This window comes from Bradyrhizobium sp. AZCC 2262 (assembly GCF_036924535.1).
Taxonomy (GTDB): domain Bacteria; phylum Pseudomonadota; class Alphaproteobacteria; order Rhizobiales; family Xanthobacteraceae; genus Bradyrhizobium.
In genome coordinates this window covers 6,767,128-6,783,333 of sequence record NZ_JAZHRT010000001.1, presented here as the reverse complement: position 1 = coordinate 6,783,333, position 16,206 = coordinate 6,767,128, and the positions used below count along the sequence as shown (strand labels likewise).

16 protein-coding genes are annotated in these 16,206 nt (G+C 58.3%); all 16 read left to right on the top strand.

Annotation, left to right across the window (positions count from 1 at the left end):
* Positions 1–249: 249 nt before the first annotated feature.
* Positions 250–681, top strand: coding sequence for an acyl-CoA thioesterase (locus tag V1283_RS31815; RefSeq protein WP_334390586.1), 432 nt, complete (start codon positions 250–252; stop codon positions 679–681).
* Between the two features lie 161 nt (positions 682–842).
* Positions 843–2,495, top strand: coding sequence for a long-chain-fatty-acid--CoA ligase (locus tag V1283_RS31810; RefSeq protein ID WP_334390585.1), 1,653 nt, complete (start codon positions 843–845; stop codon positions 2,493–2,495).
* Positions 2,496–2,592: 97 nt separating this feature from the next.
* The gene (locus V1283_RS31805; protein WP_334390584.1) at positions 2,593–3,486 is read left to right on the top strand and encodes an NAD-dependent epimerase/dehydratase family protein; all 894 of its coding nucleotides are present in this window, start codon (positions 2,593–2,595) and stop codon (positions 3,484–3,486) included.
* A 93-nt stretch (positions 3,487–3,579) separates the two neighbouring features.
* A complete protein-coding gene (locus tag V1283_RS31800) occupies positions 3,580–4,359 on the top strand; it encodes an enoyl-CoA hydratase-related protein (protein ID WP_334390583.1) in 780 nt (259 codons plus the stop codon).
* A gap of 324 nt (positions 4,360–4,683) precedes the next feature.
* Positions 4,684–6,060 carry an ABC transporter substrate-binding protein gene (locus V1283_RS31795; RefSeq protein ID WP_334390582.1) on the top strand — a complete coding sequence of 459 codons (1,377 nt, stop codon included), beginning with the start codon at positions 4,684–4,686 and terminating at the stop codon, positions 6,058–6,060.
* Between the two features lie 85 nt (positions 6,061–6,145).
* On the top strand, positions 6,146–7,027 hold the full coding sequence (locus tag V1283_RS31790; RefSeq protein WP_334390581.1) for a branched-chain amino acid ABC transporter permease: 882 nt from the start codon (positions 6,146–6,148) through the stop codon (positions 7,025–7,027).
* A gap of 9 nt (positions 7,028–7,036) precedes the next feature.
* Positions 7,037–7,942 (top strand): branched-chain amino acid ABC transporter permease, encoded by a 906-nt coding sequence (locus tag V1283_RS31785; RefSeq protein ID WP_334390580.1) that lies wholly within the window; start codon positions 7,037–7,039, stop codon positions 7,940–7,942.
* Positions 7,935–8,681, top strand: a complete 747-nt coding sequence (locus V1283_RS31780; protein WP_334390579.1) for an ABC transporter ATP-binding protein — start codon at positions 7,935–7,937, stop codon at positions 8,679–8,681. The genes V1283_RS31785 and V1283_RS31780 overlap by 8 nt, the downstream gene beginning before the upstream one ends.
* The gene (locus V1283_RS31775) at positions 8,681–9,397 is read left to right on the top strand and encodes an ABC transporter ATP-binding protein (RefSeq protein WP_334390578.1); all 717 of its coding nucleotides are present in this window, start codon (positions 8,681–8,683) and stop codon (positions 9,395–9,397) included. Before V1283_RS31780 ends, V1283_RS31775 begins: the two co-directional genes overlap by 1 nt.
* Positions 9,398–9,399: 2 nt before the next feature.
* The gene (locus V1283_RS31770; protein ID WP_334390577.1) at positions 9,400–10,347 is read left to right on the top strand and encodes a branched-chain amino acid ABC transporter permease; all 948 of its coding nucleotides are present in this window, start codon (positions 9,400–9,402) and stop codon (positions 10,345–10,347) included.
* Positions 10,348–10,371: 24 nt separating this feature from the next.
* The gene (locus tag V1283_RS31765; protein ID WP_334390576.1) at positions 10,372–11,277 is read left to right on the top strand and encodes a branched-chain amino acid ABC transporter permease; all 906 of its coding nucleotides are present in this window, start codon (positions 10,372–10,374) and stop codon (positions 11,275–11,277) included.
* Positions 11,270–12,001, top strand: coding sequence for an ABC transporter ATP-binding protein (locus tag V1283_RS31760; RefSeq protein ID WP_334390575.1), 732 nt, complete (start codon positions 11,270–11,272; stop codon positions 11,999–12,001). Before V1283_RS31765 ends, V1283_RS31760 begins: the two co-directional genes overlap by 8 nt.
* Positions 12,002–12,190: 189 nt before the next feature.
* Entirely contained in the window at positions 12,191–12,655 is a 465-nt protein-coding gene (locus V1283_RS31755) for a FixH family protein (protein ID WP_334390574.1), read from the top strand.
* Positions 12,656–12,816: 161 nt separating this feature from the next.
* Positions 12,817–14,466 carry an L-lactate permease gene (locus tag V1283_RS31750; RefSeq protein ID WP_334390573.1) on the top strand — a complete coding sequence of 550 codons (1,650 nt, stop codon included), beginning with the start codon at positions 12,817–12,819 and terminating at the stop codon, positions 14,464–14,466.
* A 76-nt stretch (positions 14,467–14,542) separates the two neighbouring features.
* A complete protein-coding gene (locus tag V1283_RS31745) occupies positions 14,543–15,727 on the top strand; it encodes an alpha-hydroxy acid oxidase (protein ID WP_334390572.1) in 1,185 nt (394 codons plus the stop codon).
* A 41-nt stretch (positions 15,728–15,768) separates the two neighbouring features.
* The gene (locus tag V1283_RS31740) at positions 15,769–16,146 is read left to right on the top strand and encodes a hypothetical protein (protein ID WP_334390571.1); all 378 of its coding nucleotides are present in this window, start codon (positions 15,769–15,771) and stop codon (positions 16,144–16,146) included.
* Positions 16,147–16,206: the final 60 nt, after the last annotated feature.

Below are 16,206 nucleotides of genomic sequence, written 5' to 3'. Positions count from 1 at the left end.
AAAAATTCGCATATTGCGCGCATGCACAATCATGTCACTGATGCCTTTCAATCAATGAGATAGGCAACGTACACCGGTCGTTCTCGTGATGCGCGAAGACGCGGAAAAGTACGTAGGTCTTATCCACGACCGAGGTGCACCACTATTGGTGCTGCGCCGGGCAATCGGGTCCATGTGAGAGTAGCCAGCGGGCTATCGCGAGCAGGTGCCACGACGCCGTGTCGGTTGCAGCAACCGGGAGACGCGTGAATGAACGATGAAGTCAACTACCGGGGAATTTGTTATCCTTGGCAGTGCGATCATGTCGGCCATATGAACATCATGTGGTACGTGAGCAAGTTTGACGAGGCGAACTGGAATTTCCTCTCACGTCTCGGGCTGACGTCGAGCTACCTGCGGGACTCGGGATATGGGCTGGCGGGCGTCCAGCAAAATCTTTCTTATAAGCGCGAAGTTCACCCCGGCGATTCGATCGAGATCAAGACGCAGCTACTCGAAGTTCGCGACAAAACCCTGCGGTTTCGCCATGAGATGCGTAACGTCGAGATCGATGAGGTCGTCGCACTCTGCGAGATGACAGCGGCGCATCTCGACAAGAGGACACGACGGGCCGTTCCATGGACGTCCGAAGTCCAAGCCGCCGCGCAGAAGCGTCTGTCAACAGAACCGAAGCCGACCTGAGTAGGGCGCGGGATAGCATAGCGAGCAGCTGTATTGGCGTCTAAAGTCCGCCGCTCGAGGCGTCTCGATCGACTTGGTGTCCTTTGCGTCGAAGGCGTGAATATTCGTCTAAGCCCGGGCAACAAACTTGGGCATTTTGAGAAATGCCAATTGGAGGAAAGATGTTTGGCTTGATGATGAATGCGCCGTTGTTGGTGTCATCAATCTTGCGGCACGCCGAAGCGTATCACGCTACGACCGAAATCGTTTCGCGAACCACCGAGGGACCGATCCATCGCTATACTTACGCCGATCTAGCCCGTCGCGCCAAAAAAGTCGCGAATGCGCTTCAGCGCCTGGGACTCAAGCAGGGTGATCGCGTCGGAACGCTGGCCTGGAATGGCTATAGACACCTGGAGCTGTATTTCGGAAGCTCCGGCTCGGGGTTCGTGTGCCATACGATCAATCCCCGTCTATTCCGCGAGCAGATCTCGTTCATCGTCGCCCACGCCGAGGACAAGGTGCTGTTCGTCGACCTCAGCTTCGTGCCGATACTCGAGGCGATTGCGGAGACACTGAAGGGTCTGAAAGCCATCGTGGTGATGACCGATGCGGCCAACATGCCGGAATCGGGAGCGCTTCCAGAGCTCGTTTGCTACGAAACGATGATCGCAGGCGCGTCCGACGACTTCGATTGGCCGGTGCTCGACGAGAATGCGGCGTCCGGCCTTTGCTATACGTCCGGCACAACAGGCGATCCCAAAGGAGTTCTGTACAGCCACCGGTCGACCGTTTTGCATGCCATGGCAGTCGCCTTGCCCGACGTGATGTCGCTTTCCGCAGTTGATGCGGTGTCGGCGATCGTCCCGATGTTCCACGTGAACGCGTGGGGGATGCCATATGCTGCTCCGATAGTCGGTGCAAAACTGGTCATGCCAGGTCCAAAGCTGGATGGTGAGAGCCTGCACGGATTGTTCGAGCAGGAAGGGGTCACAATGACGGCAGGAGTCCCTACCGTCTGGCTAGGTTTGCTCGACTGGATGGACGCGCACGGTAAGAAGTTCACGAGCTTAAAGCGGGTTATGATCGGCGGATCGGCGCCTCCCCCCGTGATGATCACGCGGTTCAAAAAGCTCGGCGTAGATCCCCGACAGGGGTGGGGAATGACCGAGACTAGTCCCTTTGGGCTCGCGTCGGCCTTGAAAGCTAAGCATCAATCGTTGCCGCCAGACCAGAAACTCCCGCTCGAAGCTAAACAGGGGCGACCGCTGTTTAACGTCGAGTTTCGGGTGGACGGATCTGACGGGAAGCCGATCCCGCGTGACGGCAGGAGTTTCGGCGCTTTGTTGGTGCGAGGGCCTTGGGTTGCCAGGCGCTATTTTAATAGTGAGCCGAGCCCTGCCCACGAAGTTGAGGGATGGTTCAACACGGGCGATGTTGTGACCATGGACGAGGATGGCTTCGTGCAGATCGTTGATCGCACAAAGGACGTGGTGAAGTCTGGCGGGGAATGGATTAGCTCAATCGAGCTTGAGAATATCGCGCAAGCCCATCCGTCGATCAAGGAGGCGGCCGTAGTCGGCAGGCCGGATGAGCGGTGGGGCGAGCGCCCGGTCCTTGTTGTCCAGCTTAAGCCTGGCACGAACTTCTCTCGGGACGACCTGCAGGAACTCTACACCGGAAAGATTTCCAAGTGGAGCATCCCAGACGACGTCGTCATTGTCGACGAGCTACCGCACACCGCTACGGGAAAGCTGTTGAAAAGAGAAATTCGCGAGATCGTGCTCAGGGACGGCTCCGGCCGTTCCCCGGCGAATGAGGTCACCGTCAACTGATTGACTGGACCTGATCGGGTTCATTCCAGTCAGGGTAGTCCGAAGAACCGCAGAGTCTAGTGAAAGATCCGATCCGGCAAGTAGGAGTTGGTTGACAATGCGTGTGTTGATAACCGGCGGCGGCGGCTTCATCGGGGCCTGGCTCGCGAGGCGGCTTGCCGAGAAACGCAATCAAGTTCGCATTTTCGAGCCCGGACCGAGCTCGCCGTTATTTAAGAAGATTGTCGGTCCACTGAATAGCTCGATCGAGTGGACCATCGGTGATATCGCCAGCTCGCAAAGTGTTCATAGTGCCATGGCTGGCTGCGAGGCGGTCGTACACCTCGCGGCAATACTTGCTCCAGCTTGCCAGGCAGATCCACTCAAGGGTGCGATGGTCAATTTGGTCGGCACCTTGAACGTCTTCAATGCGGCACTCGGGTTGAAGATCAAGCGGGTCGCTTTCACGTCGAGTGCTGGTGTCTACAACCCAAGCAATGAAGCGACGCCGCTTCCGATCACGCACTACGGCGCGTTCAAACTCGCCTGTGAAGGCAGCGCACGAGCTTATTGGCAAGACCACGGGCTGGCGAGCATCGGGTTTCGGCCATTCATTGTTTATGGATATGGCCGCGAGACTGGACTAACCGCGGGCCCCTCGCTGGCGTGTAGAGCTGCGGCTCTCGGGGAAACATACGCGATCCCCTATGTGGGTACGGCCGGGCTGATCTATGTCGACGATGTCGTCGCGGCCTACGAGGCGGCGTTGCTTCGTGAACCCAGCGGTTCGCGTGTCTTCAATTTACCTGGCGAAGTGGGGTCGAACGACAATGTCGTGGCGGCCATTCACGCCGTGGTTCCACAGTCCAAGATAAGTGTCGGCGGCCCACTGCTTCCGTTCGCGCAAGACATTGGCGAGGGCGAGTTGCGCCAAGTGTTTCCTGATCTCCCCGCCACGCCATTGATGGATGGTATTCGCCGTACGGTCGAACTCTATCGAGAGAATGCGTGAGCAGTCGCCTGTCGAACGGCAAGCGGAATGCAGGCGTTTCACGTCGAGACCACCCCTGGTGGCGTCCACAACAAGAATTGGAGTAACCCAACCATGACCCAGCCAGTCCGCGTCGAATGCGAGAATGGTGTAGCGCGCGTTATACTCGATCGGCCCGAAGTCAATAACGCGCTCAATGAAGCGTTGGTCGATTCATTGAGTTCGACCTTCGTGACACTCGCGGCCGATGAGTCCGTTTCCACCGTAATTGTAATGGGTTCAGGTAAGAGCCTCTGCTCCGGAGCGGACGTCGACTGGATGCGGAGGGGAGGAATGCTTAATCGCGACCAGAGCATTGATGAACTGATGACTTTGGGCCGGATGATGGAGGCCCTCGATCGGATGCCTCAAACGACGATAGCGCGGGTACATGGGCCGATTTATGGTGGCGGCATTGGGCTTGTGGCTGCGTGCGATATCGCATTCGGCACGCCCGAATCCACATTTTGCTTTTCCGAGGTGAGGCTCGGAATAACCCCAGGTATGCTCAATCCGTTCGTGCTGCGCGCTATCGGAAAACGGAACGCTAGGCGCTACTTTCAAAGTGCTGAAGTGTTTGATGCGCAAGAGGCGTGGCGAATCGGGTTGTTGCACGAAATCGTGGAAGCCGAACAGCTTGACGGTCGGATCGACCGACTGCTGAAGCAACTGAGGGCGGCGGCGCCGAAAGCGCGGGCAATTGCTAAGTTGCTGCCGAGCAGACTGGCTGATCGGCCGATCAATGAAACTCTCCTGTCAGACATCGCGGTGCTGATCGCCGACGTCCGTGCCCTCCCCGAAGGTCAGGAGGGGCTCTCAGCCTTCCTGGAGAAGCGCAGGGCCGCTTGGAGCTGAAGGACGTGGATGTTCCAAACTGGTAGGATCGTTGATACGCTGTCGGTCGATCTGCCGAAAGCGCGAAGTGACGAAGGTTGCGACCGTACTGTGTTGACGCCTTCGCCATCGCACCTGCGCAGCGCCACAAGGCAGCCCCTTGGTCAAGAGAACCGGGCTCGCTCAAGTCCGCTGGCGGAACAGTCCTGTATCGAATCCTGGCTTCCAGCCAACTCAAAGGAGGTAACGACTTCTCCGTGGCCGGAGGCGTCCGGAGAGACAGATCCCACGTGTGGCGCCAACCTGACACGTCGGTTATGCCGCCGGCGCTAGCGCGGGGGAGATGTGCTCCTGATCATCCCGGATCGCGGCTCAAATTTCACCTCCATTGGGCGCACATTGAATGCGGGATTTTTCGCGTATGCAGACGGGGGCTTTCCACCTAGCGAAACAAGAAGGGGCCGCTGTAATCCAGGCACCCGTCTTGAGGAGGAAACATCTATGCGAAAGTCCGCACTATTAATCTGTTCTGCGCTCGTCGCTGCGGCCAGCTTGGCTCGTGTCGGTGCCGCCAGCGCCGAAGAGCGCACGGTTTATATCGATGGATTCGGCGCCAAATCCGGTGTTGTGCGCTCGCTCGGCATCAACAGTGAGGCAGCGATGCGCGCGGCCGTCGACCTTATCAACAGCCAGGGCGGCGTTAAGCTGGCTGATGGGGCGACCGGCAAGATCAAATTCGAGTACTACGACGATCGATGCGTGGCCGAAGAGGGCATCTCGATCGTGCGTCGCATGGCGGCCGGCCCCACGTTGATCGGGGTAGGTCCGAGCTGCTCGAACGTCACCGAACCGCTGTACGGAATCTTGCAGAAGAAGGTCGGGGATGCAACGGACTCCGGTCTCCAGTTTCCCGTTTTCACGGATGTCGCGATCAAGATCGGACTAGCTAAGATTTCGGAGTGGTCATTCCGTAACGTGCCCAGCGAAACCGAAATGTATACGACGATGTACAAGTGGGTGAAGGACACGCATCCCGAGCTCAAGACGCTTTATGCGGGGGTCGAAGAGAATTTCTCGCACAGCCGAGCATCCTGGTATGCCGTTCAGAAGGACGCAGCCCCTGCGGCTGGTTTTGACGTCAAGGGCGTTACCAAATGGCTCGTCGACGACACGAATTTTGCCCAGCAGGTTCGCGAGATCAAGGCGGCGAATCCTGACGTCCTGGCCGTCGTCGCGCATTCTTTCACAACGTGCGGTCTGCTCAAGGAGATGGACCGGCAGCATGTGAAGGTGAAGATGCTGATCGGTTTGACGAGTTCGGCAATCCAGGAGACGCTTACGAATTGCGGCAAGGTTGCTGAGGGCATCACGATCCCGACCAGCTTCGCGCTGCTGACGCCGGAAGCCAAGGCCGCCAACGAGCGCGTTGCAAAATACAACGGCACGCTCGACATTCATTCAGCTGGCACGTACGAGGCCATGTTTATTCTGAAGAAGCTGATCGAAGACCAGGGCGTACTCGCCAAGCCGGACACTGTTCAGGCTGACCGGGTGAAGATCCGCAACGGGCTCGCTGCCCTCAAGACGACCGACGGACTGCTCGGCACCGTCGATCGGACATCTGATCGAGAAGCGGTGAAGCCGTACCTCTACATCGCGGCGAAGGACAGCAAATGGGTCGTGATGCACGACATGATCAAGACCAAGCAAGCGGCCAACTAACCTCCAGGCCGCTTCTCTTCCGGACCGCGAGAGCGGCGCGCGGTCCGGAAGACCAATTGAACACGTGCCATCCGGTTGCAAATTTATGGGCGTTGTCGACTATATCCAAACCATCATCGATGGAGCGCTTTTCGGAGCAACTTATTCGCTGATTGGGATCGGTTTCACGTTGGTCTTTGGAGTGATGCAGAGGATCAACATGAGCTACGCCAGCACGTCTCTTGCTGGAGCGTATTGCGGGCTGATGGGGCAGCACCTTCTCGGCCTGCCTCTGTGGTGTGCGTTTCCGCTTTCCATTTTTGCGTCCGGACTGATCGGCTATCTTGTTTATCTCACGTGCTTTCGGTTCATTCCCGTCGCGTCGCCCTTGGCGAGCCTGATGGCGACGGTGGGCGTTCTTCTCTTTGTCGAAGAGATGATCGTGCGCGCGACGGCCGGAACGCCGCATAACTTTCCGGCGATATTTGAAGGCAATTCGATCGAGATCGGCGCCTTCGTCCTGCGGGCTGATTTGGTGGGAGTCTTCCTGGTTGGTGTTCTCACCATGATCCTGTTGATGGCGGTTCTGTTTCGTGCCCGATTGGGTGTCGCCACCCGTGCCGTCGCGCAGCAGCCTATTGCTGCCCAGCTATGTGGCATGCGGCTCCAGACGGTCAACGGATTGACGTTTGTAATCGCGGGATTGCTCGGTGGTGTGGCCGGCGCGATGACGGGTGCCGCGGTCGGGATACTGTCTCCCCTGATCACGATCCCGGTCACGGTAAAGGGGCTCATCGTCACGGTCATCGGTGGATTGGGCAGCATTCCCGGCGCCATCGTTGCGGGCCTGATGGTCGGGGCCTTCGAGAACCTGTTTCAGGCGTTGCGCAGTGTTTCCGAGCGCGACATCTACGTAATGTTGCTGCTGTTCGCCTTCCTTGTGCTGCGGCCGGGCGGAATCGTCTCGCCGGGTCGCGGTCGCGACTAGGAGGACAACGTGGATTTTTACTATAGCCTCGCGCAGATCATAGGGTTTCACACGCTCCTGGGCTTGTCAGCTTACGTGGTCTTGCTTACCGGGCAGGTCTCGTTCGCGCAGGGGGGCTTCTTCGCTATCGGTGCCTATGTGGCCGGAATGCTGACGGTTATTTCAGGTTGGCACGTGATTCCGGCAATGCTTGCTGCAGGATCGATCGCTGCGCTCGCGGCTTGCCTCGTTGGATTCCCAGCCTTGCGAGTCCGCGGCCTCATGCTCGTGGTTGCCACACTCGCTTTCGGAGAGGCCGTACGTTTGTTCTTTTTCAATTTTGATTATCAGGTCGAGAAGGGAGGATCAAAAGGTGGTCCGCTCGGAGGAGAGGGTTTTCGTCAAATTCGTTGGTTTCCCGAGCATGGATGGACGACCTTCGAGGTCATGCTCCTTGTGTTGATTGTGGTTGGTCTGGTGATCGGCGCTCTGTGGTGGATCGATAGGAGCCGTTTGGGATCCGTGTTGCGCGCTGTCGGTGAGGATGAACTCGCAGCGCAAAGCGTCGGAATTGATCTTACTGCTGTGAAAGTCACTGCAATGACGATTGGCGGCTTCATTGCCGGGGTCGGAGGCGCTCTCTACGCACACTACACGACCTACATTGAGCACACGAATTTCACGGTCTTACTCGCAGTGTTCGCTATCGCCTACCCAATCCTCGGCGGGCTTCAGAGTGTTTTCGGAACAATCGTCGCCGTGATCTTCGTCCAAGGCATTCTTGTTGAGGGACTGCGTTTCTTGGGAGATTGGCGCAGCTTGCTGTTCGGCGCCCTGATCGTTCTGGTTATGAACTTGCGACCAAAGGGGTTGATCGACGGCGCGGCCGCACGTCGCGTGGCTCGTCTTCTTCGTCGGGAGGGACGTCATGCTTAAGGTTCAGGGCTTGGTCAAGCACTTTGGCGGTGTACGGTCAGTTGACGGGATAGATTTCACGGTTCGACCAGGGGAGATATTCGGCCTGATCGGCCCCAATGGTTCAGGCAAGAGCACGACGGTCAACCTCATCAGCGGGCTGTATGAGCCGACCAGCGGACAAATCACGTTCGAAGGCAGGGACATCGCCAACGTTCCTGCGCATCGACGGCTCTCTTTGGGACTAGCGCGCACGTTCCAGAACATCCGGCTGTTTACCAATCTAACCGTCTGGGAGAACCTCTGGATGGCGGAGAACTCGCAGTCGCATTGTGCTGACGGCCGATTTCTAAGGCGTTGGATAGGGGGACGCAGAGACGCTCGCGAGCGCATTACTCGTGCGCTCGAATTCTCCGGGTTGGCGCATCGTGCGGACCAGTTTGCAGGCAGCCTTGCCTTTGGTGAGCAGCGCCGCCTTGAGCTGGCGCGGGCGCTGGCGGCAAAGCCGAAATTGTTGCTCCTGGACGAACCGGCTGCAGGCATGAACGCCGAGGAAATCGCTGAACTCGACGAGCGGATTCGGGTGCTTCAGAAGGAGGGCTATACCATTCTCCTGATAGAGCATCATATGGAACTGGTGATGGCCGTCACGGATCGCATCTGCGTGCTCAATTTTGGCCGGAAAATTGCTGAGGGCACACCGGCAGAGGTGCAAGCCAATTCCGCCGTTCGGGAAGCTTACTTGGGGACGGCGGCGTGATGCTTGAAGTGACCGGCCTTGTCACCGCTTACGGCGCAATGGAAGCCCTCAAGGGCGTCTCGCTGTCTGTCGCGGCTGGTGGCATCACCTGCGTTCTCGGTCCCAATGGAGCCGGCAAAACGACCTTGATGTACACCATTGCCGGTATTCTCAGGGCTCGCCGTGGCTCCGTACGTTTCGGCAGCGTCGAGTTGGTCGGGGAAACTACCGACCGGGTGATCCGTCGCGGCATTGCTCTGGTGCCTGAAAACCGCTTGGTGTTCCCGCGGATGTCAGTGGTCGAGAACCTCGCGGCCGGTGCCTACCTTCGCCGCGACCACGCGGAGATCGCCAGCGACCTCGAAAAATTGCTTGAACGATTTTCCGTCCTGAAAGATCGCCGCAGTCAAATGGCGGGAACCCTTTCAGGCGGAGAACAACAAATGCTAGCCGTGGCACGTGCGCTTATGAGCCGGCCGAAACTGTTGATGATGGATGAGCCATCCCTGGGGCTTGCGCCGCTGATCGTTGAACAGATTTTCTGTATCGTTGAGGAGCTTAACCGGGACGGAATTACCATCTTGATGGTGGAGCAGAACGCACATTTGGCGCTTAAGATCGCTCGCAGGTTTTTCTTGATGGAACAAGGAAAAGTTACATTCGCAGGTACGCCCGGCGAGGTTGCTCAAGAGGAGGTCACTCGCCGAGCCTATCTCGGTAGCGCGAAGGCATCATAGTTATGTCCGTCAACTGGCAAAGTCTGGGAACGGTCAGCGAGCTTCTCCAAACATTGGTTGGCGGCCTGTCCGCCGGCGCGGCCTACGGTCTGCTGGGAGTCGGCTTTACGTTGATGTTCGGTGTCATGCGGCGCCTTAATCTAAGCTATGGCGCGACACTCATGTTCGGCGGCTATCTGGGAGCACTGGCCGCCTCGCTAACCGGCAGTGTGCTCCCGCTAGGTGTACTCGCGCTTTTTGTAGCCATCGTCACCGTCGCCGGTTCAACATTTGCCGGACTATATGTTGAGAGGCTGTGCTTCGCGCCGCTCCGCAGCCGCTCCGGAGTTGCTGCGATGGTCTCCAGCTTTGCGGTCTGGATGCAGATTGAAGAGCTGACCAGTCTGATGCTGCCGGCCCACGCAAATCCATATCCCGCACCATTCGATTTCGGGGTCATCCATACCTTCGGGGTTTCATTGCGGCCTGAGCACCTTTTCACCATCGTCGTGGCATCCGCTATCGCGATGCTTCTACGCTGGTTTCTGACCCATTCGCGGTCTGGCTTGGCGCTTCGCATCTTGAGCGACAGTGAGGCCGCGGCCCAAGCAGTAGGAATCGACGCGCGTGTCGTAACCACGCTCGGGTTCTTGATGGCTTCGGCGTTGGGAGGGCTCGGCGCCTGGCTCGTCCTTATGGCCGATCAGCAGGTAACGCCGATGTTCGGAATGTGGTCGACCATCAAGGGATTAGTCGCAATGATGCTTGGCGGCCTTGGCTCAATATCGGGGGCTGTGGTGGGCGGCCTCCTTCTTGGCGTAATGGAGGCGTTTGGCCAAGCGCTTTTTGGCCCGCAGGTCCGGGACCTCATAACGTACGGATTGCTATTCCTCGTTCTTGTTGCATGGCCAGGCGGCTTTAGTGGCCGGTCGGCGTTTGACCTGCACGTCATGGCGGACGAACGGCTCTAGCTGACCTTTAACGCGGAGTGGACAATGAACGATTTCATGGTCGGGTTGATTAGCAACATCGGCATGATTTCATTCGTGGCGCTATCCGCCTATCTTCTGTTGGTCGCCGGATACATCTCGTTTGGCCAGCAGGCGTTATTTGGCCTTGGTGCGTACGCCGCCGGCATCGCCACGGCGGTATGGGATTGGCCTTTGGCGCCGGCGCTCGCTTTGGGAGCTTTAGTCGGGGGGGTCGGCGGTGGATTCGTCGGATTCATGACGCGGAAGCTCCACGGTCTATATTTTGCGATCGCTACGCTTGCCTTTGCCGAACTCACGCGAGTCTTGCTTGAGCTATGGCGTTATCAACAGAGCGTCGGAGGTGAGATGGTGGGGCCTGATGGCCCGAACGGCTTTAACAGCATACGCCGTGCCTTCGAGGATGGCTGGGATCCCCACGCGTTCATGATCCTGATCTGGACTTTACTTGGCGTAACGCTCCTTGCTTTCATCGTATTTGAGCGCAGCCGGTCGGGTGTTGCGTTACGGGGCGCCGGAGTAGATCCCACCCTGGCGCGCCTGCTCGGCACTGATGTAACGCGCCTGCGCGTTGTCGTGACGGCTGTGGCTGGCGTCGTCGCGGGGCTAGGCGGCGGTCTTTATGCCCACCTCAATACCTATATTGAGCCACGCCTCTTTGATGTCATGCTGGGAATGCACGTCCTCGCCTACGGGCTCATCGGAGGGCTCGGTACCGCCTTCGGTCCACTCATCGGCGTTCTCATCGATATTGGCATCCTGGAGTCGAGTCGCCTCTTTCAAGGCTGGCGCATGGTTGTTTTTGGCGGCTTGGTGGCGTTGCTGCTGATTTGGCGTCCACGCGGCCTGCTCGATGAATCGACCGTGCATCGCCTCCGCACGATGTTCCGCTCGGAGCCCCGGCATGCTTGAACTGCAGAATGTTCAAGTGCAGCACGGTCCTACGGCCGCCGTGCGCGGCGTATCGCTGAGCGTGGCCGCCTCTGAGTTGTTGGCCCTCGTGGGTCCCAACGGTGCCGGGAAAAGCTCCCTGGCCCGTGCTATCGCCGGCACACACAGACCCGTGCAAGGCGCGATTCGGTTTCTCGGCGCGGAAATCACGCGGCTCGATGCTCCAGCGATAAGTTCGCTTGGATTGACGTACCTCGCCGAGGGCCGGCCCCTGGCACCGACGCTCAGCGTCCGCGACAATCTGCTATCAGGTGCTCACGTGCTCCGTTCGATGGCTCGTGCCTATGATCGCCTGGAAGAACTTCTGCCGCTATTTCCGGCGCTGGCTGAACGGGTCGATAGTCCGGCTGCGACACTGAGCGGCGGCGAGCGTCAGTGGCTCGTCGTGGCGAGAGCACTAATGGCACGCCCGAAGCTGTTGCTCATCGATGAACCAACACTTGGTCTGGCGCCACGGGCGGCGCGCGAAACGTTGAAGGTGATTGCCGATCTTCGCAAATCTGGAAGCGCAATCCTGCTTATTGAGCAAAATGCTGCGCTTGCGCTCGAGGTTGCCGACCGGGGTCTCGTGATGGGCGGCGGGCTGATTATCGCTCAGGGCGCACCACGAGAGTTGATCGACGATCCCAGCCTGACACTTTCATATCTGGGCGGCGCAACAACCCGACCTGCCATCACAACGTAAGTCGCGCGGCTTCTATCAGACATCGCGGAAGAGCTCGATACAGCCATTCGTTGTTATCAGCCCATGCCCGCACACACCGAAAGTGGAAAAATTCGCATACACAGACCCCGTCCAATTGGGCAGGATTTTCCCCGACAGGAAATAAGAGATCGATCCGGTCCGCGTTCGATCCTATGGGATGGAAAAGTCATGCTTTGGTCACGCTCGCCGTCTTGCTCGACATCGAATGTGCTTTCTGGCGTAGGGCGCAGCCTGATTGCGACCGCGCTGGTGATGCTCGCGGCATGTCTCGCGCTTGGGTCAGCAGCCGTCGCCCAAGCGCAGCGTCAAAAGGTCGATCTCGCTTGCCGGCCGACCGAGCAAGCATTGACGTTCCTGTGCACGATTAGTGCCGCCGATCCGGCGGGGGCACCGGTGGATGGCGCGCAAATTACGCTTACTGCCGATATGCCGTCGATGCCGATGGCGCACAATGTCAGCCCGGTCAAAGCACAGCCGGTGTCCAGTCAGCCGGGCAAGTATGAAGGGCGTCTTCGATTAGGCATGCTTGGCGAGTGGGCAATCAAGATCCGATTTGAGGCCCCTCAACAAGATGTCGTGGTTCGCAAACTCGTGTTCGAGAAGGACAAGGTCTCGAGCAATGCAGCGCATTGAGCCGCAGCGGCTGTCACTGTCGACAGTGAAGTTCTGAAATAGCTGCTCACCAATCTGTCGCGCCGTGCGGGTCCGCCGACGACGCAAGGAAAAAACTTGCCAAAATCATATGTGACCGCGCGCGGCGTGGCGCAGCTGATTGAAACCCAAAGGAGGATTTCTTGACGACGTGGGCTCAAGTCTATGACCCGTTCAATAACCCATGGCTATCGACCATAGCCGCTGCGCTGCCCGTCGTCGTCCTTTTGGGCGCAATTGCGATATTCGAAATCCGCGCGCATTTTGCGGCACTGATCGGGCTCGCAACAGCCATCGCGATTTCCGTTCTCGCATTTGGCATGCCGCTATCAATGGCGAGTATGGCAGCCGTTTACGGCGCCGGGTTTGGCCTGCTTCCGATCGGCTGGATCGTCATCAACATCATTTTTCTCTATCAGCTCTTGAATGAAAAGGGCGAATTCGGCGTCCTCCAGCAATCGATCAGTTCGATCAGCGATGATCGGCGGCTGCAGCTTCTGTTCATCGCGTTCTCGCTGGGCGCCTTTTTCGAGGGCGCGGCCGGATTCGGCACGCCGGTAGCTGTCACCGCGGCTATGCTGATGGGCCTCGGATTCTCGCCGCTTGCATCATCGGGTCTTTCACTCATCGCGAACACCGCGCCGGTTGCTTTCGGCGCTCTTGGATCACCTGTGATCGCACTTAGTGCCGTGACCGGCCTCGATTTGCTCGCACTCAGCGGCATGATCGGACGGCAGTTGCCGTTCTTCTCAATGTTGGTTCCGTTCTGGCTGATCTGGGCGTTTGTCGGCTTCAAGCGCATGATGGAAGTGTGGCCCGCAATCTTGATGGCCGGCATATCATTTGCGGTGCCTCAGTATCTCGTTTCGAACTATCACGGCCCCTGGCTGGTTGACGTCGTATCGGCGATGATATCGATGGCATGCCTTGCGGCGTTTTTGAGAGTCTGGCGCCCGAAGAATCCGATGAAAGAGATGCCGGCGCGGTACGGCACATCGACGGAGCAAGCAGCACCGCCAGTCAATGTGGACAGGGGTGCGGTCATCAAGGCGTGGATTCCGTGGCTGATTTTCTCGGTCCTGGTGTTCGCCTGGGGAACGCCTCAGGTCAAAGCGTGGCTCGACAGTATCTGGGTTCTTAAGCTGCCCGTGGCCGGACTCCACAACCTTGTGCAAAAGGTCCCGCCGGTCGTGGTCAAGCCGGTGGCTGAAGGCGCGGTCTACGCTCTCAACCTGCTGTCTGCCGCCGGCACCGGCATCCTGCTCTCGGCGATCATCTCCGGCTTTCTGGTCGGGTACAGTCCAGCAGGTCTGGTTCGGATGTATGCGCGTACGCTCCACTTGACCCGCTACTCCCTGGCGACGATCGCGTGCATGTTGGCGCTTGGCTTTGTTACCCGCTATTCGGGAACGGACGCGACCTTGGGCTTGGCGTTTGCAAGGACCGGGATTCTCTACCCGTTCTTCGGTGCCTTGATAGGTTGGCTAGGTGTCGCGCTAACCGGCTCGGACACATCGTCCAACGTGCTGTTTGGTGGGTTGCAGCGTGTCAGTGCCGAGCAAATTGGCGTCAGCGCGGTATTGATGGCCTCGGCAAACAGCTCCGGCGGCGTTATGGGCAAGATGATCGATGCCCAAAGTATCGTCGTGGCGTCGACGGCGACGAAGTGGTACGGCCACGAGGGGACCATTCTACGCTTCGTGTTCTTCCACAGCCTTGCGCTTGCCGCTCTCGTCGGCTTGCTGGTGTTTGGTCAGGCCTACATCTGGCCCCTGACGCTGTTGGTACACTGAATGACGGGGGCAGGCGGCTCGTCCGCCTGCCCCCGAGATCCCCTGGATCCTTGCTGGCCTCCCGTGAGTGAGATGGATGCGACTTCACCAGTGCTACAATTTCCACGATTTCCGCGAGCTTGCTCGACGTAGGCTCCCGCGGCCCATCTTTGATTATATCGACGGCGGCGCGGACGATGAGACGACCCTCCGGCGCAACAGCGCCAGCTTTGATGATTGCGATCTTGTGCCGAATGTCTTGCGTGGCGTGAGCGATATCGACCTGTCCGTAACGGTGATGGGTCAAAAGCTCGCGCTGCCATTTTACTGCTCGCCTACCGCTCTCCAGCGTCTTTTTCATTATAACGGAGAGCGAGCGGTCGCCGCAGCCGCGGCAAAATACGGAACGATGTTTGGTGTATCGTCGCTGGGGACAGTAAGTCTCGAAGAACTGCGCGAGGCGCATGAAACGCCGCAAGTTTTCCAATTGTACTTCCATAAAGATCGGGGCCTCAATCGCGCTATGATGGCGCGGGCAAAAGAGGCCGGAGTTCAGGTGATGATGCTGACCGTGGACAGTATCACGGGCGGAAATCGCGAGCGCGACTTGCGGACCGGGTTCACTATCCCTTTCAGGTTGACGCTTGATGGCATGCTGCAGTTCGCGATCAAGCCAGCCTGGGCTGTACGGTATGCCACGAACGAGCGGTTTCGGCTTCCGCAGCTCGAGAAGCATATGAATATGGGCAGCGGTACGATGTCGATCGGTCGCTATTTTACCGAGATGCTGGACCCTTCCATGAACTGGCAAGACGTTGCCGATATGGTCAAGACGTGGGACGGTCCATTCTGTCTTAAGGGCGTCATGTCACGCAATGATGCCAGAACGGCTGCCGATATCGGCTGTGCCGGGATCATCCTCTCCAATCACGGTGGACGGCAACTGGACGGTTCGCGTACCGCCTTCGATCAACTTGCCGAAATTGTAGATGCCGTTGGCGATCGCATTGATGTCATCATGGATGGCGGCATACAACGCGGCACACACGTTCTGAAGGCATTGTCGCTCGGAGCGAAGGCAGTTGGGGTTGGTCGCTACTATTTGTACGCGCTTGCGGCGTCCGGGCAGACAGGTGTCGAGCGTGCGCTCGGGCTGATGAAGGCCGAGCTCGAGCGCGATATGCGATTGCTCGGTTGCACAGCCATCCGTCAACTGTCGCGTGACAACCTGCGCTTTCGAACGTCTAGTCCGGAATATATGGGATCCGCCGTGTCCGGATAAATGGTGTCTGACACCGCACAGTCTCGAGGAGAACGCAGCCAATGGGCGGTCTAAGGATACTTGCTTTGGCGCCGATGATACTGGCCTCGGGTCCGGCCTCCATGCCGGCATCAATCGACGCAACGGTTTCCTGCAAGCCGTCGTCGGATGTGGACGTGTATCGCTGCGGTGTGCGGATCATCGACATTCAGACTGGCTTTCCACTCTGTATTCGCGGAACAACGGTCGAACTGCAGCTGCCGGCGAGGCGTTCTCAGGAAGCAGCGAGAATGGAGCTAAGTGCCGATAGTAATGGAAATTTCCGGGAAATTGAAATCAAGGTACCCAATACCGGACGCTGGCAGCTGTTGGTTCGGGCCGGCGCGTCAACAATCGTAAAGCATGTCGAGTTTCGGGCGACCGGACCGACCGAGCGATAAGATCCGTACGTGATTGCTCTCGGTACAGTCCGATGATTCCTCGGGGGAGTGTCTCTTGCT